The organism is Rheinheimera gaetbuli (genome assembly GCF_054781935.1).
In genome coordinates this window covers 602372-621956 of sequence record NZ_BAAGTL010000008.1, presented here as the reverse complement: position 1 = coordinate 621956, position 19585 = coordinate 602372, and the positions used below count along the sequence as shown (strand labels likewise).

Here is a 19585-nt window from a genome sequence, read left to right as displayed (position 1 = left end):
AGAAACTGTCGATAACCATAAGTTTAGTTACCAGGCTAACTATAGCGCTATTACATGAGTGTTAGCTGAACTGTTTTGTATAAAAATGTAGCCAGTAATGTAATATCTACTTACGCCAGAAAGCAAAACCCCGGCTTAAAGCCGGGGTTTTATAGTAAGTAATTACTTACATTGCGACTACATCATGCCGCCCATACCACCCATGCCGCCCATATCAGGCATTGCAGGAGCATCGTTCTTCGGCAACTCTGTTACCATCGCTTCAGTAGTAATCATCAGTGAACCTACAGACGCTGCGAACTGCAGTGCTGAACGGGTTACTTTGGTTGGGTCCAGAATACCCATTTCCAACATATCGCCGTATACACCGGTCGCTGCATTGTAACCGTAGTTACCATTGCCCGCTTTGACGTTGTTTACTACAACTGACGGCTCTTCACCGGCGTTATCAACGATTTGACGCAGCGGAGATTCCATCGCGCGTAGTGCAATTTTAATACCGTGGTTCTGATCTTCGTTAATACCACGCAGGTCAACCAGCTTGGCAGCAACACGTACCAGTGCTACACCACCGCCAGGCACCACGCCTTCTTCTACCGCTGCACGGGTTGCATGCAGAGCATCTTCAACACGGGCTTTTTTCTCTTTCATTTCAATTTCAGTAGAAGCGCCAACTTTGATTACCGCAACACCGCCAGCCAGCTTGGCCAGACGCTCTTGCAGTTTTTCTTTGTCGTAATCTGAGGTGGCTTCTTCCATCTGCTGACGAATTTGCTTCACGCGGCCATCAATAGCCGCCTGCTCGCCAGCACCATCGATAATAGTGGTGTTATCTTTGGTGATAACCACTCGCTTGGCAGTACCTAATTCTTCCAGGCCAGCCTTTTCCAGCTCCATACCGATTTCTTCAGAAATTACAGTACCACCTGTTAACGTAGCGATATCCTGTAACATGGCTTTGCGACGGTCGCCAAAGCCTGGCGCTTTGACCGCAGAGATTTTCACGATGCCGCGCATATTGTTCACTACTAAGGTAGCTAAGGCTTCGCCTTCTACGTCTTCAGCGATAATCAGCAACGGTTTACCAGATTTTGCTACGCCTTCCAGTACCGGTAACAGTTCACGAATGTTAGTGATTTTCTTGTCTACGGTCAGAATGTACGGGTTATCCAGTTCTACCTGACCGGCTTCCTGATTGTTGATGAAATACGGTGATAAATAACCACGGTCAAACTGCATACCTTCAACCACATCCAGCTCGTTGGCTAAGCCCTGGCCTTCTTCAACGGTAATTACGCCTTCTTTGCCCACTTTATCCATGGCGCTGGCAATGATTTGGCCAATTTCGTCATCAGAGTTAGCAGAGATAGTGCCAACCTGGGCAATGGCTTTAGTATCAGCACAAGGCTGTGACAATAATTTCAGCTCAGCAACCGCAGCAACAACCGCTTTGTCGATACCGCGCTTTAAGTCCATTGGGTTCATGCCAGCCGCAACCGCTTTTACACCTTCGTTGATGATGTTTTGCGCTAGTACTGTTGCGGTAGTAGTACCGTCACCGGCTTCGTCATTGGCTTTAGAGGCAACCTCTTTCACCATTTGCGCGCCCATGTTTTCGAACTTGTCTTCCAGTTCAATTTCCTTCGCTACCGATACACCATCTTTAGTGATCAACGGTGCACCGAACGACTTGTCCAGAATCACGTTACGGCCTTTCGGGCCTAAGGTTACGCGTACAGCGTTTGCTAAAATATTGACGCCTTTGAGCATCTTGTTACGGGCTTCATCGCCAAAACGTACGTCTTTTGCAGCCATTTTTCTTAATCCTTAAATTCTGTTAATCGGGGAAAGGTTTACCGGAGAATTAATCCAGAATAACGCCTAAGATATTGTCTTCTTTAGTGATTACATATTCCTGACCGTCAATTTTCTCAGTGCGCTCTACGTAAGCACCAAACAGTACCTTGTCGCCAACTTTCACGTCTAACGGCTTAACATCACCGTTATCTAAAACACGGCCCTGGCCTACTGCGACTACTTCACCACGGGTAGATTTTTCCGCTGAAGCGCCCGTTAAGACGATGCCACCAGCTGATTTGCTCTCAGCTTCTAAACGTTTAATGATGACACGATCATGTAATGGACGAATATTCATGCTCTATCTCCTAAAGCTATTTTGTGTTTTAACATGGGTGTTAAATTGTCTGGTCGATATATGGGGTAAGGCAGAAAAAAATCCAAGGGGCAAACTGAAAATTTCTTAATATGTGCTTAAGCTTCAGCGTCTATTTTATGCCTGAGTGAAATAGACAGCATCTGGCACGGGTCTGTAACGCTGCGCGGTGTCTCTGGTCATATAGCAAAAACCAGCCGCACGCTATCGCCGTATAGCACAGTCATGTTAGTTTAATGCCATTACAACGCCACGGTGTTTTTAAGGAAGTATAACCTGATGTTTAAAGTGTTTTTGTTACCGTTACTACTTTGCTTTTCCCTGTTTGCACCCTCACTGCAAGCCCAGCAAAGCTCCATACTCAATAGCTTATTAAAAGCAGATGACCAGTTTTTGCCGGTCGAGCAAGCATTTACGTTTGATTTTCTCCAGCGTGACAACGAGCTGGTTGTCAGTTGGACTATTGCTGACGGCTACTATTTGTATAAAGACAAAATTAAGCTTGGCGGCATTGCCGTTAGTTTTTCGCATCCTGTTTATCCGGCCAGCATGACAATTGAGGATGAGTTTTTTGGCGTTACAGATGTCTATTTTCATCAGCTAATCTTGCGCATTCCATTAACCGATGTCAGTGAAGATGCCATATTTAAAATTCAGTATATGGGTTGCGCCGAGGCGGGCCTGTGTTACCCACCGGTAACCAAAGAGCTGCCGTTATTGCCCTTTAAAGTCGACAGCCCGGCAACGCCTGCTGCAAACGGTGATGTTGCAAATAGTAGTAATACACCAGTATCAAGCCAGAATACGCTGGCAGCGAAGCTCAGCGATGGTGCCAGTTTAGCCACACTTGCCGGCTTCTTTTTACTGGGCTTGGGCCTGGCGTTTACGCCTTGCGTGTTTCCCATGTACCCAATTTTAACCAGCATTATTGTCGGCCAGGGTAAGCAGCTGTCCACCAAGCGCGCCTTTACGCTATCGTTTTCTTATGTGCAGGGTATGGCAATTACCTATTCACTACTTGGCTTAGTCGTTGCCAGCCTGGGGGTGAAATTTCAGGGTTATATGCAGCACCCGGCCGTATTGATTGTAGCAAGTGTGATTTTTGTGCTGCTGGCATTGGCGATGTTTGGCGTATTTAATCTTAACCTGCCGTCACGCTGGCAGGAAAAAATCAGCAGTGTGAGTAATAAGCAGCAAGGTGGCTCGCTCAAAGGCGCGTTTACCATGGGCGCATTATCCGGCCTGATAGCTTCGCCTTGCACAACCGCACCATTATCGGCGGCGCTACTGTATGTCGCTCAAAGCGGCGATTTACTGCTTGGTGCTATCACCTTATATATTCTTAGCTTGGGCATGGGCCTGCCACTGCTGCTGCTGGGTAGCTCTGGCGGTAAATTACTGCCCAAGGCAGGTAACTGGATGAATGCTGTAAAAACCACTTTTGGCTTCTTGTTGTTAGCAGTACCGCTTGTCTTACTCGAGCGTATGCTGCCATTTAGTTATGTGCTGGCAGCAGGAACTGTGTTGCTATTGTGTTTTGTGGTTTACCTTTACCGCACCCTGTTTAGTCTGCAAAGCGCCACCGCTAAAGCTAGCGTGTTAATTGTCGGCCAGATACTGCTGATTGGCGCCATTATGCTTAATCTCCGCTACTGGTGGCCGGCGCCTGTAGCAACAGTAGCGGGCGTAACACAACAACAAGGATTTGAGTTAGTAAGTACCCTGGATGAGCTTAAACAGAAAATTGCCGACAGCAGTGGCAGGTTCACCTTGGTCGACCTCTATGCGGAGTGGTGCATTGCCTGCAAAGAGTTCGAACACCTGACGTTTCCCAAAGCCGAAGTGCAGGCGCAAATGCAAAACATGCAGTTGATTAAAGTCGATGTAACGAAAATGACGCGCACAGATCAGGCGCTACTGGACAATTATCAGGTGCTAGGTCTACCCACATTATTGTTTTTCAGCCCTCAAGGTGAAGAACTAAGCAGTGCCCGGGTAACCGGCTTTATGAATGCCAGCGATTTTGCTGCCCACCTGAAACAGCTGCAACAATAGCCCGCAATATACTTAGCACGGTGGCGCTTTCTGACAGCGCCGCCTACTGCCACCTGAGTTCTGGCTGATAAGACCAGTATTTTGCTGCCATTTGTCACGATTTCACTATAATAAGGCGCTATCGTTAAGCCAATTGCGCTGTTGTGGACAGATTTTAGTCAAACAGATGCAATTACCGCTTAGCTTTGGCAAGATAGTGCCGGATCAAAACAATTAGCGGGAATAACGCACAAATGGCGGCAACTTATCGAATTTTAGTCTTGAATGGCCCCAACCTGAATATGTTGGGTGTACGTGAACCAGCCGTGTATGGCGCAGCCACGCTAGATAACATTATTACCGACCTGACGGAACAGGCAGCGGCAAAAGGTGTCGAACTAACGCACTTACAATCAAACGCCGAACATGAGCTGGTGACTGCTATTCAACAAAGCCTGGGCAAACAGGATTATATTCTGATTAATCCTGCAGCATTTACCCATACCAGCGTAGCCATTCGTGACGCGTTGCTGGCGGTAGCCATACCTTTTATTGAAGTGCATTTATCTAATGTACATGCGCGCGAAAATTTTCGCCGTCACTCGTATTTATCTGATATCGCCAAAGGGGTGATCTGTGGTCTGGGGGCCAGAGGTTATCACTACGCTCTCGATGCGGCGGTAGCAGCGTTACAAACAACCAAACAGTAATAACTAAATCAGGCTAAAAAGACATGGATATTAGAAAGATTAAAAAATTGATCGAGCTGTTAGAAGAATCAGGTATTTCTGAGCTTGAGATCACTGAAGGCGAAGAATCTGTGCGCATCAGCCGTAATGGCCCAACACCGCAATACGCACCTATGCAGCATTATGCGCCGGCACCACAGCAATACGCTCAGGCGCCCGCTGCAGCACCCGCGGCAGCAGCACCAGCGGTAGATGCACCAAAAGCCATTTCAGGTCACGTGGTAAAATCACCGATGGTCGGCTCGTTCTACCGCGCAGCATCACCTACCGCCAAAGCTTTTGTTGAAGTAGGCCAAAGCGTAAAAGTTGGCGATACCTTGTGTATTGTTGAAGCAATGAAAATGATGAACCAGATCCAGTCTGACAAGGCGGGTGTGGTGAAAGAAATTCTGGCAGAGAATGGCGACGCAATCGAATTTGACCAGCCTCTGTTCGTGATTGAATAACGCAAAAGGCATACTGATGCTAGAAAAAGTACTGATTGCCAACCGCGGCGAAATTGCACTGCGCATCCTGCGTGCCTGCAAAGAGCTGGGTATTAAAACGGTGGCGGTGCACTCCACCGTTGATCGTAATTTAAAACATGTGCTACTGGCCGACGAAACCATTTGTATTGGCCCGGCACCCTCACCGCAAAGTTACTTAAATATTCCGGCGCTAATTGCCGCCGCTGAAGTGACCAATGCCCAGGCTATTCACCCGGGTTACGGCTTTTTAGCCGAGCGTGCCGACTTTGCCCAACAGGTAGAAGAAAGCGGCCTGGTATTTATTGGCCCGCACCCGGATTCTATCCGTTTAATGGGCGATAAGGTTTCAGCTATTGAGGCGATGAAAAAAGCCGGTGTGCCTTGTGTACCGGGCTCTGACGGTGCCGTAGGTGATGACGCCGATACCAATAAAGCCATTGCTAAGCGTATCGGTTATCCGATTATCGTTAAAGCTGCTGGCGGCGGCGGTGGCCGTGGCATGCGCGTGGTGCGCACAGAAGAAGAACTGGTTAGCTCTGTCGAGATGACCAAAGCTGAAGCAAAAGCGGCTTTTGGTAATGACATGGTATACATGGAGAAATTCCTGGAAAACCCGCGTCACATCGAAATTCAGGTTCTAGCCGATGGTCAGGGCAATGCCATCCATTTAGGTGAGCGTGACTGTTCCATGCAGCGCCGTCACCAAAAAGTCGTTGAAGAAGCGCCAGCGCCAGGTATTACGCCAGAATTACGCGCTTTTATCGGTGGTCGCTGTGTGGATGCCTGTAAGGTAATGAATTATCGCGGCGCCGGTACCTTTGAGTTTCTGTTTGAAAACGGTGAGTTTTTCTTTATCGAAATGAACACTCGTATTCAGGTAGAGCACCCGGTAACTGAAATGATCAGCGGCGTCGACCTGATCAAAGAGCAGTTGCGTATTGCCTCCGGCATGCCGCTGACATTGAAGCAGGAAGATATTGTTATTCGCGGCCATGCGGTAGAGTGCCGTATTAATGCTGAAGATCCGAAAACCTTTATGCCTTCACCGGGCAAGATCACCCGCTTCCATCCGCCGGGTGGTAACGGTATTCGCTGGGATTCGCATATCTACGCTGATTACAGCGTGCCACCAAACTATGACTCTATGGTAGGCAAGCTGATCACTTATGGTGAAACGCGCGATATCGCCATCGCCCGCATGCGTAACGCGTTGGACGAATTGCTGGTAGAAGGCATTAAAACCAACATCCCGCTGCACAAAGACATTATGCGCGACGAAGGCTTCTGTAAAGGTGGTACTAATATCCACTACCTGGAACATAAGTTGGGTATTAAGTAATACAGCATGCTACAGATTAAAGGCCGCTTTTGCGGCCTTTTTGCTATAATGCGGCAAATTTTTTAAGCGAGACTGATTATGCCCTGGATCCAACTGCGCGTTAGCACCACTGAAGAAAAAGCCGAGCAAGTCAGCGATATGCTGATGGGCTGGGGCGCACAGGCAGTAAGCTTTCTCGATGCGCAAGACACCCCGATATATGAGCCGATGCCAGGCGAAGTTATCTACTGGACCAATACCGTGGTGGTGGGCCTGTTTGACGCAGAGCACCCTATGGACAAAGTGGTAAAGCAGCTGCAGCAAGTGTCGTTTTTTAAGGGCGCAGCCGACTACAAGTTAGAGCAACTTGAAGATAAGGACTGGGAACGCGAATGGATGGATAATTTCCATCCGATTAGGTTTGGCGAGCGTTTATGGGTATGCCCAAGCTGGCGAGACATTCCAGACCCAAGCGCAGTTAATGTGATGCTGGACCCGGGTTTAGCCTTTGGTACCGGTACCCACCCTACTACGGCGCTATGTATGCAGTGGTTAGATGCTACTATCAAACCGGAGCAAAGCGTGGTCGATTTTGGCTGTGGCTCAGGCATTTTGGGTATCGCTGCACTGAAACTTGGGGCACGACGCGTAATTGGTGTCGATATAGACCCGCAAGCAATAGAGGCCAGTCTTGCTAATGCGAAGCGTAATAATGTCGAAGGCCAGATTGAGCTATACCTGCCCAAAGATCAGCCAAAAGATTTTCAGGCCGACGTGGTGGTTGCCAATATCCTCGCCGGCCCGCTGGCCGAGTTAAAAGCCGTAATCAGCAGTTATGTAAAACCGGGCGGCCAATTGGCGTTATCAGGTATTTTAGAAAGCCAAGCGCAAAGCGTAATTGACGCTTACAGCGACGAATTCAGCTTTGACGCCGTCGCTGTTCAAGATGAGTGGGTTCGCTTAAGCGCACGCAAACACAGCTAACAATTTACAACGCAGCGAGAAAACGCTCGCTGCGCGGTAAATAGTAGTTATCGTAATCCAGCGAAAACAGCACCGTGCTGGCCCTGCCTACAATTTCGTTGCGGGGTACAAAACCAATTACCCTCGAATCTGCGCTATTGTCGCGGTTGTCACCTAATACCAGATAATGGTTGTTTGGTACGGTTACCGCATTAAAGCTGTCACGTCCACTGGAGTAAGATGCTAACTTTACCTGATGCGCAATGCTGTCCAACTGTTCGGTTAACACCATAGCATCGTCACCATCTGCAGTTTGTGCTAAATAATCTAAGCGCTTGCCGTTGATGCTAAGCACATTATTATGCATAGCGATCACATCACCGGGTACACCAACAACCCGTTTAACAAGGCGGTTGTCTGCCGCGGCAGACATAAAAATAATAATATCCCCACGCACAGGATCTGCCCGTTTAATTAACGATTTAGTGGTAAAAGGTACGCGAAGATCGTAGGCCATTTTATTCACCAAAAGACGATCGCCAATTTGAATAGTAGGCTGCATCGAGCCAGAAGGTACGTCGTTCCAGTCGGCTACTGCGCTTCTGAATACAAACATTAAAGCCAAAAATACGATAATACCGCAGTTATCCCGCCATAATTGATATAGTTTTCTCATGCCTTACTCCGTTAAGTTAACATTCGCTAAGACCATAGCATCAGCATTGGGTTCCACTGCCAACATCCGGCTGCTGTATTTAACTGGCTAACGCAGGGCTTCAAAGCCCGAAAGCACATCAAACAGCTCTTCGTCGATACCGCCCTGGCGCAAGCGTTGAAACGTTAGATTAAGATTTTGCTGCAGCTCATCGATGTTTTTTTCTGCCCGCTGCATCGCCACCAAGCGGCTGGCGTTTTCACTGGCTAGCGACTCTGCGCAAGCCCTGTACAGGCTGACAAACAGGTACTCACGCACCAACGCTTTGAGGGTTCGCTGCTGGCTATACACCACTTCAGGCAGGTTTTTCCCCGGCCATGACGTGCCTGCCAAGCCCTGTTGCCAGACAAGATCGAGAGGCAACAGTTGCTGACTTACCGCAGTATAAACAGAACCGGGCTGCGGACGATGGTGAAACAGCAACACCTTGCCTATATTGCCTTGCTCGCGCTGCGTGTCTACTTCTGTCAATATTTGGCCAACCAGTGCAGTAATGGCATTGATGGCACCAGGTAAAAAAAAATCCGCCGTGGGCGACAGTTTTGCTTCTTTTAAACGCGATAGTAAACGCTCCCCTACTGCCCAAACGACTTTCTCTCCCGGCAAAGAGGTCAGTGTTTTGGCGACAAACTCAACCATAGCCTCGTTAAATTGCCCTACCAGCCCCTGATCAGAACCAAATACAATAACACCTGTAGCGGCTTTAGCATGCTGTTGTTGCTGCGGCTGCAGCGCCGTAACAACTGATAACGGTTGCTGTGCAAAGCAAGCCACCAACCCCAGTTGCACTGTGTCGTAATATTTGTCCAGCGCGCGAACCGCATGCTCATATTGGCCGATACTTGATGCTGCCATGGCTTTCATCGTGCGCACCACCGACTGCAACTCAGCTGCACTGGCAATTTTGTGTCGCAAGCTGGCAATACTGTCAGTCATAGCTCTCCCAATAGCTTGCCCACTGCAGCACTACTGCGCTACGCCGTAGCTGGATTTTGCCTGGCAAAAGCATCATTGTGCAGCGCCAGCGCTATTGGCCACCACAAAGGGCGTTATTGCATCGCGGGCCAGTTGCAGCAGTGCAGTGCGGTCTGCCGCGGCTAATTTATCTGCACTCTGTAGTCGCGTAACCAGCATATCAGGTAGCGTTGCTGCCGCCTGACGAATAGCGTGCTCAGCAGCAGACATATTGGCTAACGGTATGTCATTAAACAGTTTTTCGCTTAAAGCCAGCAATATGCAGATTTGTCCCTGCATGGATACCGGACTAAATTCAGCCTGCTTTAAACACGCCCGGATGCGCCTGCCATGCTCAATCGTTTTCAAGGTGCGCTCATCTAACCTGGCGCCAAAACGGGAAAAACTTTCCAACTCTTCAAATTGTGCATACGCCAACTTCAGATTAGCCGCCACCGCACGGTAAGCTGCACGCTGTGCTTTACCGCCGACACGCGACACCGATTTACCGACATCAACTGCTGGCAACACTCCTAGTTCAAACAGGGTGGGCGACAGGTAAATTTGCCCGTCAGTAATAGAAATAAGGTTGGTTGGAATATAGGCCGAAATATCCCCGGCTTCGGTTTCAATAATCGGCAGTGCCGTTAACGAGCCACCACCGAGCTCAGCACTTAAATGGGTGGCCCGCTCTAACAAGCGCGAATGCAGATAAAAAATATCGCCCGGAAAAGCCTCTCGCCCGGGTGGGCGGCGCAATAACAGCGACAGCTCACGATAAGCTCTGGCATGATGAGTAAGGTCGTCATAAACAATTAATACATCCCTGCCCTGCTGCATAAAGTACTCGGCAATGCTGGTAGCGGCATAAGGTGCAATATAGGCAAGACCAGGCGGGTCATTACCTTCGGTTACCACTACTACGGTGTACTGTAAGGCACCGTGCTCTTTTAGCCTGGCAATGACCTTCGCTACACCCGAAGCACGCTGACCAATAGCACAATACACACACAACACATTTTGCCCACGCTGATTAAGTATGGCATCCACCGCGATGGCGGTTTTGCCGGTTTGCCGGTCGCCGAGAATTAATTCGCGCTGGCCGCGGCCTACGGGGATCAATGCATCTATTACTTTAATACCGGTTTGTAACGGCACACTCACCGGCGCCCGGGCCATAATGGCGGGTGAATCGCGCTCTACCGGCAGTCGCTGCGTTGCCACTAAACGGCCTTTGTCGTCCAGCGGTTGGCCCATCGGGTTAATCACCCGGCCAATCAAACTATCGCCCACCGGCACATCAACCAGGTGGCCACAGCGCTCAACCTTATCACCGGCCTGTAAGTGCCAATAATCACCTAGCAGTACCACGCCAATTTCGGTTTCATCTATATTAAAAGCAATACCATAAATATCACCGGCAAAGCGCAGCAACTCTTCAAAGCCAACGCCCGGCAAGCCAGACACTTTAGCAATGCCGGTAGCAATACTGATAATGTGACCCACTTCATGCAACTGCAGTTGCGGTACAAACGACTGCCTTGCCTGCTGCAAACCGGCAAAGGTGTCGCTGTATAGTGTTTGCAGCACCTTAGTTGCAGCTTTCATTGCTATCCTGTATTACCGGAAGTGGTGCACAAACCGCCACTGCCGTCGTGTCAGAGTCCACCCTGGAGTCAACTTCATTACCTGCCGGTTTAGTCTGCTCGGGCTTAAGTATATCGTTAACATCTTTGGCCAGTGCCGCAAGATAACCGGCAATACTCCATGCTATTTTTTGGCCATTGGCGCTAATTTCTAAGCCGCTGGTTAATTCTGCATCTTGTGTAAACTCAGTAACAAACGTATCACCAAGAATGTCGTGGCAAGCTGCAGTAATAAGTGCGCGCTGCTGTTCTGGCAACGCAAAGGTGGAGCGCACCTGCAAGCTGTGACCGGTTGCCGTCAAGCCGGCTTTTAGCGTGGCTTTTTCCTGCTGGGTAAGTGAGCGCAAACGCGCAATAAACAACGCGGTTATTTGCGCCTCCAACGTGGTATCGGCAAGCTCGCTTAGCGCCTTGCGGGCAATAGCAAACACTTCATCTTTTACATAATCACCAAGCTGCTGCTGCAAACTACGTTGCTCGTTTTCCAGAGCCTGCGCCAGGTTTTGCTTTAACGCACTGGCTTGCGCTCTGACATCATCCAGCATGCGCGCCCGGTCAGCTTTAGTATCTTGTTCCAACTGATGCAAACGGGCTGATTTTTGCTGTTCAAAAGCGGTATTCTTTTGCTGATATTGCTTAAGTAGCTGCTCAGCCGCCTGCTTTTTAGCATCCGCGCTGGCGAGCTCGTCGGCAATGCGTTTTTCACGCGCGTCAATGGCATCTAAAATGGGCCGGTATAAAAAGCGCTTAAGCAGCCACGCCAGCAGCAAGAAGTTGATCAGCTGCGCACCCACGGTAAACCAGTCAATTAACATGGTTTAGTTCCCACTTGCCTGAGCAATGACGTAATTCCAAAACGGATTAGCAAACAGCAAAATCATTGACACCACAAAGCAGTAAATCGCCGTAGATTCAATCATCGCCAGCCCCACAAACAAGGTGCGGGTAATTGTCGCCGATGCATCGGGTTGCTGGGCCAGTGATGACAGCGCAACAGCCACCGCCTTACCTTCACCAAGCGAAGGCCCGATAACGCCGATGGCGATGGTAATACCGGCAGTGATAATGGATACCACTGCAATAATTGTCATGCTGTCCATATAAGCTCCTTAAATAGTGCTGCTAAACCTGCGCAGGCTTTCGCGACCGGGTCGCTGCCGCGATATACACCGTGGCCAGAATAAAAAAGATATAGGCCTGCACTATGCCGGTTAGCAAGCCCAGCAATGTTAGTACTATAGGAAACAAAAACGGCGTAATGCTGAGTAATATGCCAATGATCATCGCTCCGCTCATCATGTTGCCAAATAAGCGCACCGCCAGCGCCAGCGTGCGGGACACTTCACTGATAATATTAAACGGCAACATAATAAAAGTGGGTTGGGTATACGAATACAGGTAGGCGCCGATACCTTGTTGAGCAATGCCAAACACCGGCACTGCGACAAATACGCATAATGCCAACGCAACTGTGCTGGACAGTGAACCGGTAGGTGGTTCAAAACCAGGAAACATCGTGCCCAGCGCCGAGATAGCAATAAATAAGAACAACGAGCCGAGAAAACTAAGATATTTCTCTGGTTGGCTAAGGCCTACGTCTTCAATTTGCTTGCTGATACTGAGCACCACCACTTCCAGCACATTTTGCCAACGCGAGCGCTGCAAGTCTGTCGACAACTTGCGCGTGACCAACCAGGACCCCAGCACCAGGATCAGTATTACCAGCCAGCTAAACACAATAGTGGCGTTAAGTTTAACAAAACCCATTTGCCAAAAAATAATTTGATCAGGACTAAGGCGCATAACGACTATTGTGTATGGTTGCATCTGGCTGCTCTGTGCGCTGAACAACACGGATAGCAAAAAGGCGCGCCAAAACAAACCCCGGCAGTGCCAGTGCCGCGCTGTACAGGCTTATCAGCAGCAACAAGTAAAAGCCCAGCATAACCGTGCCAACTCTGATTAACAGACTGCTGCAACACATCAAACCGGGGTAATTACTGCTGCCAAGCTGACGCACTGTCCACCACAGGCCGGCAAAGTAACCCGCACCAAGTACCGCCCCCGCCGCCAAACCCAGCAATGCGTAAACAGCTGCAATGCTTATATCGTCAATCACCATCGTCATTGTCTCCGTGCTGATGAATGTCTTTGTCTTCTTTCTCTACCCAGCGCCAGGCATTAAAGCAGCCCAAACACAGACCCGCGACCAACAGCATTAACGTCCAGGACTGCGCTGACGGATAACGCTTATCCAACCATATGCCAATTGCCGCCCCCAGTAAGGTTGGCACCACTATTGACCAGCCAATAAGCCCCATCATCCCCAAGCCAGACCAAACATTTTTCGTAACGCTTTGCTGCGCCCGCAATTTACGCGCCGCGACACTGCCGACTTTTTGGCTAAAATCTTTGTTATGCCCCTGCGGCATATCCGCTTGCGCCTGCGTTGTTTTGCCGCTTTCTGTTTTAGCGCTGCCAGGCTTGGGTTCTGTGCTGTTGTTCATCACAAGCTCTTGTTCAAATTAAGGTTTTGTCTGCTCAAAAGCGGCAAACCGGCGAATTAAACCGCCCTCCATTTTGGCCAGCACTGCGCGCACTTTTTTCTCCTGCGCATCCAACTGAATAAACTCTTGCTCCAACGCCTCGCGCAGCTTGTCCAGCGCCATACCCGCCATGGCATTGCGCACAGAAACCAATACCTCAAAGCCGGTTTTAACCAGTATCCCTTCATCAACTGCGACATAAGCCTCTTCTTTACCTTCAACCACAAATGCCAGAATGCCGGCCGACAACGCAGCCACACAATCCAGCCGGTGTGGCAAAATACCTATAGCACCGTCATGCGTCATCGCAACAATACTTTTTACCTGTTGCTGCTGCGCAAATACCTTATAGGGCAACAAAATGTTAAGTCTCATGTATGCCGGCATCCTGCACCTCCGCGTTTGGCAATACGTTAGCGCTATCGCCGCTGTTATCCGCAGCGTTGCCTGCACTGTTGTCACCGGCTTTGTCGGGGGCGTTATTCCTCGCCTCGTCTATGGCGCCAATCATATATAGTGCGTTTTCCGGATAATCATTAAACTCATCCTGCAAAATCCGCTCGCAGCCATCCAGTGCATCGTTAAGGCTAACCAGCTTGCCCGACATACCGGTAAACTGCTCAGTGGTAAAAAAAGGCTGGGTTAAAAAGCGCTCTAATCTGCGGGCGCGGCCTACAACATTGTGATCTTCCGGCGATAACTGCTCCATACCTAACATTGCAATAATGTCTTTAAGTTCGGCATAGTGAGCCAGGGTGCTGCGTATGCGCTGAGCTAAATCATAATGGCGCTGGCCAATCACCCCCGGCGTAGCCATTTTCGAGCTGGACTGCAACGGATCGATAGCCGGATACAGCCCTTCACTGGCGCGCTTACGTGACAACACTATAGAAGCAGAAAGATGCGAAAAGGTATGTACCGCGGCGGGGTCGGTCAGGTCGTCGGCTGGCACGTACACAGCCTGAATTGACGTAATGGCACCGCTGCCTGTGTTGGCAATACGCTCTTCAAGTTGCGATAACTCTGTACCCATCGTCGGCTGATAGCCCAGCCGTGCCGGCATCTGGCCCATTAAACCGGAGACTTCCATACCCGCCTGAATAAACCGAAAGATATTGTCTACCAATAACAGCACATCGCGGTGTTCATCATCACGAAAATACTCGGCCATGGTCAGCGCTGCATGCCCAACCCGAAAGCGGGCCCCCGGCGGTTCATTCATCTGGCCAAACAGCATAACCATGTTGTCCAGCACACCGGCAGCTTTCATTTCACGGTACAGCTCTTCGCCTTCGCGGCAACGCTCGCCAATACCGCAAAAAATGCTGACACCGGCATGTTGCCCCACCATGTTATGAATCATCTCGGTTAACAGCACCGTTTTGCCCACGCCAGCACCGCCAAACAAGCCGGCTTTGCCGCCGCGCTCAAGCGGCATCAATACATCAATAACTTTAATGCCGGTTTCGAAGACTTCGGTTTTCGTTGCGCGTTGTGACAGGGCTGGGGGCAAATTGTGTACAGAACGCCAGCTTATACCTGTGGGTTGCGGTTGTTGGTCAATAGCCTGGCCAAATACATCAAACATACGCGACAAAATAGCTTTGCCAACCGGCGCTTGCAAAGGTGCGCCGCTATCCTGCACCAACATGCCCCGCGCCAGCCCCTGAGTAGGCGTTAGGGCAATGCCCCGCACACGATGCGCGTCCAGTTGTGAGAACACCTCAATTAATATGGGCTTGTCTGCCCCCGTTTGAAGAACGGTACGAATAGGTGGCAATTGCTGCATAAACAGGATATCCACCACACTGCCGCGTACCGATATTACCCTGCCAATATTGTTAGGCATGGTGGTCTATGTCCAGTTAGCGAGCATTGTCGATGTCGGCAACAAATCAATGCCGATAAGAAGAGTTCACTTCAAACAATAGCTGATAATGGGGGATTAGCTATTTTGCCGCCAACATTACTGCCAATAAAATGGCAACGGCTTAACCAAAACAGTCGCATGCAAAGCCAACTTTAGCCGGCGTAGCATCGACTTAACCTTGCTCGCACAATAGCTTGAGTTTTTCGAGCGCGTGGGGCCAGGTTTCCAGCATATATTGCTCGTATTCTGCTGCGATATCTTGCTCAATATTCAGTTCGGTCCCGGCTTCAATCGCACGAAAACGGTAGTTCTCAAACGCCGGCGCCCAGCTGGTAACGTTATCGCTGCTAAAATCATCTACGCCTGCCACGATAAACCCCAAGTGTTTAATCGAGATTAGCTCCAGCGGTATATGCTCAGCAATAGTCGCCACCATCCCATCACCGGACGGCGATAAAAACCGGATAGTCTCCCCCTGCTGCCAGCTGCCTTTAAAATACGAGCCCTCGCAAAATGCCGAGGTCCAGTTGCGGTAACCCACGTCAGACAACATCCGCTGCCACACCATTTGCACCGGCGCGTTAATCACAATACTGAAATTAAGTTGTTTTACATTGCGCATATCGTGCCCAGCACTTTTATGAGAACACAGGCTTATAATGTAGCTATAAGTTACTGGTTGTACAATTAAAAAAGCCGGTGTACTGCACCGGCTCTATGCTGCTTATTCTTCAGTTTTAAACACACAATGTTTGGCAAAATCTGCAGCTTCGTTTGCCGTCCAGTCACCCTTGGGCTTTTCCTTCATTGCTTCGCACCATTCTTTGCTGCCCACTTCAGGCGCGCAAGCGGTTAAAAAGGCGCAACAGGCCAGCAATAGCCCCAGTTTTTTCATATTAACCCACTCCTTCAGCTTAAAATTACCTGTCTATCATGCCAGAGCCCAGCTGAACCGCAACTTGATAAACCGCTTATAAAAAAGGCCAGCATTGCGCTGGCCTTTTTGTATTTAGCTTTGGAAAGTTATTCCCACTCTATCGTCGCCGGTGGTTTGCCGCTGATATCGTATACCACGCGGGAGATACCGTTAATTTCATTGATAATACGGTTAGATACTTTACCCAGCAGCTCGTAAGGCAGGTGTGCCCAGTGTGCTGTCATAAAGTCGATAGTTTCTACGGCACGCAGTGATACTACCCAGTCGTACTTACGCGCATCGCCCATTACGCCAACCGATTTTACCGGCAGGAACACGGCAAAGGCCTGGCTTACTTTGTGGTACAGCTCGGCTTTGTGCAGCTCTTCGATAAAGATCGCATCGGCGCGGCGCAGAATGTCGCAGTATTCTTTTTTGATCTCGCCCAGTACGCGCACACCCAAACCCGGGCCCGGGAACGGGTGACGGTACAGCATATCGTATGGCAGGCCCAGCTCTAAACCGACTTTGCGCACTTCGTCTTTAAACAGCTCGCGCAGTGGCTCTACTAAGCCCAGCTTCATATGTGCTGGCAAACCGCCAACGTTATGGTGCGATTTAATCACATGCGCTTTACCGGTAGCCGAGCCGGCTGACTCGATAACGTCAGGATAAATGGTGCCCTGCGCCAGCCACTTGGCGTTTTCCAGCAGCTGCGATTGCTCGTCGAATACTTCAACAAACACCCGGCCGATGATCTTACGCTTGGCTTCCGGATCGTTCTCACCGGCCAGTGCAGACAAGAAACGCTCTTCGGCATCAACTTTAATAATGTTGAGGCCGAAATGGTCGCCAAACATATCCATTACCTGCTTGCCTTCGTTTAAGCGCAGCAGGCCGTTATCCACAAATACGCAAGTCAGATTTTTACCGATAGCACGGTGTAGCAACATCGCCACCACTGAACTGTCAACACCGCCAGACAAGCCCAAAATAACCTGATCATCACCAATTTGCTGCTTTAAACGGATAATCGCGTCTTCAATAATGGTTGCCGGCGTCCACAGCTTGTCACAACCACAGATATCCACCACGAAGTGCTCCAGCATACGCTGGCCCTGACGGGTGTGCGTCACTTCCGGGTGGAACTGCACGCCATAGAACTGGCGTGCTTCATCTACCATGCCGGCATGCGGGCAGGTAGGGGTGCTGGCACAGGTAATAAAGCCTTCCGGGATTTGCACCACTTTATCGCCGTGGCTCATCCACACATCTAACAACGCATTGCCGCTACTGCCAATATGGTCTTCAATTTTGGCAAACAAGTCATTGGCGGCCACTACTTCTACCTGGGCATAACCAAACTCGCGCATGTCAGACCCCTGCACCTTGCCGCCCAATTGCTCGGCCATGGTTTGCATGCCGTAGCAAATGCCCAGCACCGGTACACCGGCTTCAAACACATATTGCGGCGCGCGTGGTGAGTTAGCCTCGTGCACACTTTCCGGGCCGCCGGATAAAATAATACCGGTGGGGTTAAAGTCACGAATTTGCGCTTCGGTAACATCCCAGGCCCACAGCTCACAGTACACGCCAATTTCGCGCACGCGGCGGGCAATCAGCTGAGTATACTGCGAACCAAAGTCGAGGATTAAGATGCGGTGGTGATGAATGTTTTTGTTCATAGCGACCTTTAAAAAGTAAAGCGGCCGGGGTGAGCCAGCCGATAACACAGTAAACAGTTAGCCTAAGCGGTAGTTTGGCGCTTCTTTGGTAATTTGCACATCATGCACATGCGACTCGCCCATACCGGCCGAGGTTACACGGACAAACTCCGGCTTGGTGCGCAGCTCGTCAATGGTCGCGCAACCGGTTAAGCCCATGGCGCTGCGCAGGCCACCCATTTGCTGGTGAATAATGTTTTCCATCGGGCCTTTATACGCCACGCGGCCTTCAATACCTTCCGGTACCAGTTTCTCGGCGTTGTTGCTGCCCTGGAAATAACGATCTGACGAGCCGTTACGCTGTGCCATTGCACCTAACGAGCCCATACCACGGTAAGACTTATAGTAGCGGCCCTGATACAGCTCAACATCACCCGGCGCTTCTTCCGTACCGGCAAACATCGAACCCACCATCACTAAATTAGCACCAGCGACTAAGGCTTTGGCGATGTCACCGGAGAAACGAATGCCGCCGTCGGCAATAATGGTGACATCCGTGCCAGCTACGCCCATCGCGGCTTCAGAAATGGCAGTAATTTGCGGCACGCCACAACCGGTAACAATACGGGTAGTACAAATAGAACCCGGACCAATGCCCACTTTTACCGCGTTAGCACCGGCTTCCGCCAGCGCTTTGGCACCTTCAGCGGTAGCCACGTTACCAGCGACAATTTGTAAATCGGGGTAATGGGCACGGGTTTGTTTTACGCGGTCAATTACACCTTGTGAATGGCCGTGTGAGGTGTCAATCAACAGAATATCGACACCGGCCTCTACCAGCGCAGCAATGCGCTCGTCGGTGCCAGGGCCCACGCCCACTGCTGCGCCAACACGTAAGCGGCCTAGCTCGTCTTTACAGGCGTTAGGCTTGCTGGCGGCTTTGTAGTAGTCGCGTACAGTAATTAAACCTTTTAATTTAAATTCGCTGTCAACTACCAACACTTTTTCAATGCGGTGCTGGTGCATCTTTTTAAAGGCTTCTTCACGCGGTGCGGTTTCCAACACGGTGACTAAACGCTCACGCGGGGTCATCAGGCTGGAGACTTTCTCGTTGTTATTCGCTTCAAAGCTCATATCACGACTGGTTAGCATGCCCACCAGGTTGTTGCTGGCGTCTACTACCGGAAAACCGGAAAAGCCACACTGCTGCGCTAACGCCTGCACTTCACGGATACTCATATCCGGCGTTACCGTTACCGGGTCTGACACTACGCCACTTTCGAACTTTTTAACTTTACGAACGTTAGCGGCCTGTTCTTCGATGGTCATGTTTTTATGAATAAAACCTAAGCCACCTTCCTGTGCAAGCGCTATGGCTAAGCGAGCTTCAGTTACCGTGTCCATAGACGCAGAAACCATAGGAATATTCAGCGTGATGCTTTTAGTCAGTCGGGTGCGTAAATCGGCTGTGTGAGGTAGAACACTAGAGTGCGCCGGTACCAATAACACGTCGTCAAAGGTAAGGGCTTCTTGTTTGATCCTGAGCATTGCAACAATCTCGCTGTGGCTG

At 50.0% G+C, this 19585-nt stretch carries 21 protein-coding genes; 5 read left to right on the top strand and 16 right to left on the bottom strand.

The window, feature by feature from the left end; translation table 11 throughout:
• Positions 1-177: 177 nt before the first annotated feature.
• Positions 178-1815, bottom strand: a complete 1638-nt coding sequence (gene groL / locus ACYVIC_RS09730; protein WP_460859447.1) for a chaperonin GroEL — start codon at positions 1813-1815, stop codon at positions 178-180.
• Positions 1816-1864: 49 nt separating this feature from the next.
• The gene (locus ACYVIC_RS09725) at positions 1865-2155 is read right to left on the bottom strand and encodes a co-chaperone GroES (RefSeq protein ID WP_460859445.1); all 291 of its coding nucleotides are present in this window, start codon (positions 2153-2155) and stop codon (positions 1865-1867) included.
• Between the two features lie 297 nt (positions 2156-2452).
• Here ACYVIC_RS09725 and ACYVIC_RS09720 point away from each other — a divergent pair, with 297 nt between their 5' ends.
• The 5 genes from ACYVIC_RS09720 (at position 2453) to prmA (ending at position 7725) form a co-directional block, all read left to right on the top strand.
• Positions 2453-4228 carry a protein-disulfide reductase DsbD gene (locus tag ACYVIC_RS09720; protein WP_460859443.1) on the top strand — a complete coding sequence of 592 codons (1776 nt, stop codon included), beginning with the start codon at positions 2453-2455 and terminating at the stop codon, positions 4226-4228.
• A 233-nt stretch (positions 4229-4461) separates the two neighbouring features.
• Positions 4462-4917 (top strand): type II 3-dehydroquinate dehydratase, encoded by a 456-nt coding sequence (aroQ, locus tag ACYVIC_RS09715; protein ID WP_460859442.1) that lies wholly within the window; start codon positions 4462-4464, stop codon positions 4915-4917.
• Between the two features lie 23 nt (positions 4918-4940).
• Positions 4941-5402 (top strand): acetyl-CoA carboxylase biotin carboxyl carrier protein, encoded by a 462-nt coding sequence (gene accB, locus ACYVIC_RS09710; protein ID WP_460859441.1) that lies wholly within the window; start codon positions 4941-4943, stop codon positions 5400-5402.
• A gap of 16 nt (positions 5403-5418) precedes the next feature.
• A complete protein-coding gene (gene accC / locus ACYVIC_RS09705; RefSeq protein ID WP_460859439.1) occupies positions 5419-6762 on the top strand; it encodes an acetyl-CoA carboxylase biotin carboxylase subunit in 1344 nt (447 codons plus the stop codon).
• A gap of 78 nt (positions 6763-6840) precedes the next feature.
• On the top strand, positions 6841-7725 hold the full coding sequence (gene prmA, locus ACYVIC_RS09700) for a 50S ribosomal protein L11 methyltransferase (RefSeq protein WP_460859437.1): 885 nt from the start codon (positions 6841-6843) through the stop codon (positions 7723-7725).
• Positions 7726-7729: 4 nt separating this feature from the next.
• Here the strand turns inward: prmA and lepB are convergent, their stop codons facing one another.
• From lepB to guaB, 14 genes are all read right to left on the bottom strand, one after another.
• Positions 7730-8380 (bottom strand): signal peptidase I, encoded by a 651-nt coding sequence (gene lepB / locus ACYVIC_RS09695; RefSeq protein WP_460859435.1) that lies wholly within the window; start codon positions 8378-8380, stop codon positions 7730-7732.
• A gap of 87 nt (positions 8381-8467) precedes the next feature.
• Positions 8468-9355, bottom strand: a complete 888-nt coding sequence (locus ACYVIC_RS09690) for a F0F1 ATP synthase subunit gamma (RefSeq protein ID WP_460859433.1) — start codon at positions 9353-9355, stop codon at positions 8468-8470.
• 72 nt (positions 9356-9427) lie between these two features.
• Positions 9428-10981: an alternate F1F0 ATPase, F1 subunit alpha gene (locus ACYVIC_RS09685; RefSeq protein WP_460859431.1), complete on the bottom strand. Its 1554-nt coding sequence runs from the start codon at positions 10979-10981 to the stop codon at positions 9428-9430.
• Positions 10965-11834 (bottom strand): F0F1 ATP synthase subunit B family protein, encoded by an 870-nt coding sequence (locus tag ACYVIC_RS09680; RefSeq protein WP_460859430.1) that lies wholly within the window; start codon positions 11832-11834, stop codon positions 10965-10967. The genes ACYVIC_RS09685 and ACYVIC_RS09680 overlap by 17 nt, the downstream gene beginning before the upstream one ends.
• Before the next feature lie 3 nt (positions 11835-11837).
• On the bottom strand, positions 11838-12119 hold the full coding sequence (locus ACYVIC_RS09675) for a F0F1 ATP synthase subunit C (RefSeq protein WP_460859428.1): 282 nt from the start codon (positions 12117-12119) through the stop codon (positions 11838-11840).
• A 22-nt stretch (positions 12120-12141) separates the two neighbouring features.
• Positions 12142-12846 carry a F0F1 ATP synthase subunit A gene (locus tag ACYVIC_RS09670; RefSeq protein WP_460859426.1) on the bottom strand — a complete coding sequence of 235 codons (705 nt, stop codon included), beginning with the start codon at positions 12844-12846 and terminating at the stop codon, positions 12142-12144.
• Positions 12812-13147, bottom strand: a complete 336-nt coding sequence (locus ACYVIC_RS09665; RefSeq protein WP_460859424.1) for an N-ATPase subunit AtpR — start codon at positions 13145-13147, stop codon at positions 12812-12814. The genes ACYVIC_RS09670 and ACYVIC_RS09665 overlap by 35 nt, the downstream gene beginning before the upstream one ends.
• The gene (locus ACYVIC_RS09660) at positions 13131-13526 is read right to left on the bottom strand and encodes an AtpZ/AtpI family protein (protein WP_460859423.1); all 396 of its coding nucleotides are present in this window, start codon (positions 13524-13526) and stop codon (positions 13131-13133) included. The genes ACYVIC_RS09665 and ACYVIC_RS09660 overlap by 17 nt, the downstream gene beginning before the upstream one ends.
• An 18-nt stretch (positions 13527-13544) precedes the next feature.
• Positions 13545-13940 (bottom strand): F0F1 ATP synthase subunit epsilon, encoded by a 396-nt coding sequence (locus ACYVIC_RS09655; protein WP_460859421.1) that lies wholly within the window; start codon positions 13938-13940, stop codon positions 13545-13547.
• Positions 13930-15414: a F0F1 ATP synthase subunit beta gene (atpD, locus tag ACYVIC_RS09650; RefSeq protein ID WP_460859420.1), complete on the bottom strand. Its 1485-nt coding sequence runs from the start codon at positions 15412-15414 to the stop codon at positions 13930-13932. The genes ACYVIC_RS09655 and atpD overlap by 11 nt, the downstream gene beginning before the upstream one ends.
• 193 nt (positions 15415-15607) lie before the next feature.
• A complete protein-coding gene (locus ACYVIC_RS09645; protein ID WP_460859418.1) occupies positions 15608-16057 on the bottom strand; it encodes an SRPBCC family protein in 450 nt (149 codons plus the stop codon).
• Between the two features lie 102 nt (positions 16058-16159).
• Positions 16160-16330, bottom strand: a complete 171-nt coding sequence (locus ACYVIC_RS09640; protein WP_460859416.1) for a DUF3012 domain-containing protein — start codon at positions 16328-16330, stop codon at positions 16160-16162.
• Positions 16331-16458: 128 nt separating this feature from the next.
• A complete protein-coding gene (gene guaA, locus ACYVIC_RS09635) occupies positions 16459-18036 on the bottom strand; it encodes a glutamine-hydrolyzing GMP synthase (RefSeq protein ID WP_460859414.1) in 1578 nt (525 codons plus the stop codon).
• Positions 18037-18093: 57 nt separating this feature from the next.
• Entirely contained in the window at positions 18094-19563 is a 1470-nt protein-coding gene (guaB, locus tag ACYVIC_RS09630) for an IMP dehydrogenase (protein ID WP_460859412.1), read from the bottom strand.
• Positions 19564-19585 lie beyond the last annotated feature (22 nt).

Coding starts and splice junctions, on each gene's coding strand:
- lepB (WP_460859435.1), bottom strand. CDS start 8,380: ATGAGAAAACTATATCAATTATGGCGGGATAACTGCGGTATTATCGTA.
- ACYVIC_RS09670 (WP_460859426.1), bottom strand. CDS start 12,846: ATGCAACCATACACAATAGTCGTTATGCGCCTTAGTCCTGATCAAATT.
- guaA (WP_460859414.1), bottom strand. CDS start 18,036: ATGAACAAAAACATTCATCACCACCGCATCTTAATCCTCGACTTTGGT.
- ACYVIC_RS09690 (WP_460859433.1), bottom strand. CDS start 9,355: ATGACTGACAGTATTGCCAGCTTGCGACACAAAATTGCCAGTGCAGCT.
- guaB (WP_460859412.1), bottom strand. CDS start 19,563: ATGCTCAGGATCAAACAAGAAGCCCTTACCTTTGACGACGTGTTATTG.
- ACYVIC_RS09645 (WP_460859418.1), bottom strand. CDS start 16,057: ATGCGCAATGTAAAACAACTTAATTTCAGTATTGTGATTAACGCGCCG.
- prmA (WP_460859437.1), top strand. CDS start 6,841: ATGCCCTGGATCCAACTGCGCGTTAGCACCACTGAAGAAAAAGCCGAG.
- accC (WP_460859439.1), top strand. CDS start 5,419: ATGCTAGAAAAAGTACTGATTGCCAACCGCGGCGAAATTGCACTGCGC.
- accB (WP_460859441.1), top strand. CDS start 4,941: ATGGATATTAGAAAGATTAAAAAATTGATCGAGCTGTTAGAAGAATCA.
- ACYVIC_RS09655 (WP_460859421.1), bottom strand. CDS start 13,940: ATGAGACTTAACATTTTGTTGCCCTATAAGGTATTTGCGCAGCAGCAA.
- atpD (WP_460859420.1), bottom strand. CDS start 15,414: ATGCCTAACAATATTGGCAGGGTAATATCGGTACGCGGCAGTGTGGTG.
- ACYVIC_RS09640 (WP_460859416.1), bottom strand. CDS start 16,330: ATGAAAAAACTGGGGCTATTGCTGGCCTGTTGCGCCTTTTTAACCGCT.
- ACYVIC_RS09675 (WP_460859428.1), bottom strand. CDS start 12,119: ATGGACAGCATGACAATTATTGCAGTGGTATCCATTATCACTGCCGGT.
- ACYVIC_RS09660 (WP_460859423.1), bottom strand. CDS start 13,526: ATGAACAACAGCACAGAACCCAAGCCTGGCAGCGCTAAAACAGAAAGC.
- ACYVIC_RS09720 (WP_460859443.1), top strand. CDS start 2,453: ATGTTTAAAGTGTTTTTGTTACCGTTACTACTTTGCTTTTCCCTGTTT.
- ACYVIC_RS09685 (WP_460859431.1), bottom strand. CDS start 10,981: ATGAAAGCTGCAACTAAGGTGCTGCAAACACTATACAGCGACACCTTT.
- ACYVIC_RS09680 (WP_460859430.1), bottom strand. CDS start 11,834: ATGTTAATTGACTGGTTTACCGTGGGTGCGCAGCTGATCAACTTCTTG.
- ACYVIC_RS09665 (WP_460859424.1), bottom strand. CDS start 13,147: ATGACGATGGTGATTGACGATATAAGCATTGCAGCTGTTTACGCATTG.
- groL (WP_460859447.1), bottom strand. CDS start 1,815: ATGGCTGCAAAAGACGTACGTTTTGGCGATGAAGCCCGTAACAAGATG.
- aroQ (WP_460859442.1), top strand. CDS start 4,462: ATGGCGGCAACTTATCGAATTTTAGTCTTGAATGGCCCCAACCTGAAT.
- ACYVIC_RS09725 (WP_460859445.1), bottom strand. CDS start 2,155: ATGAATATTCGTCCATTACATGATCGTGTCATCATTAAACGTTTAGAA.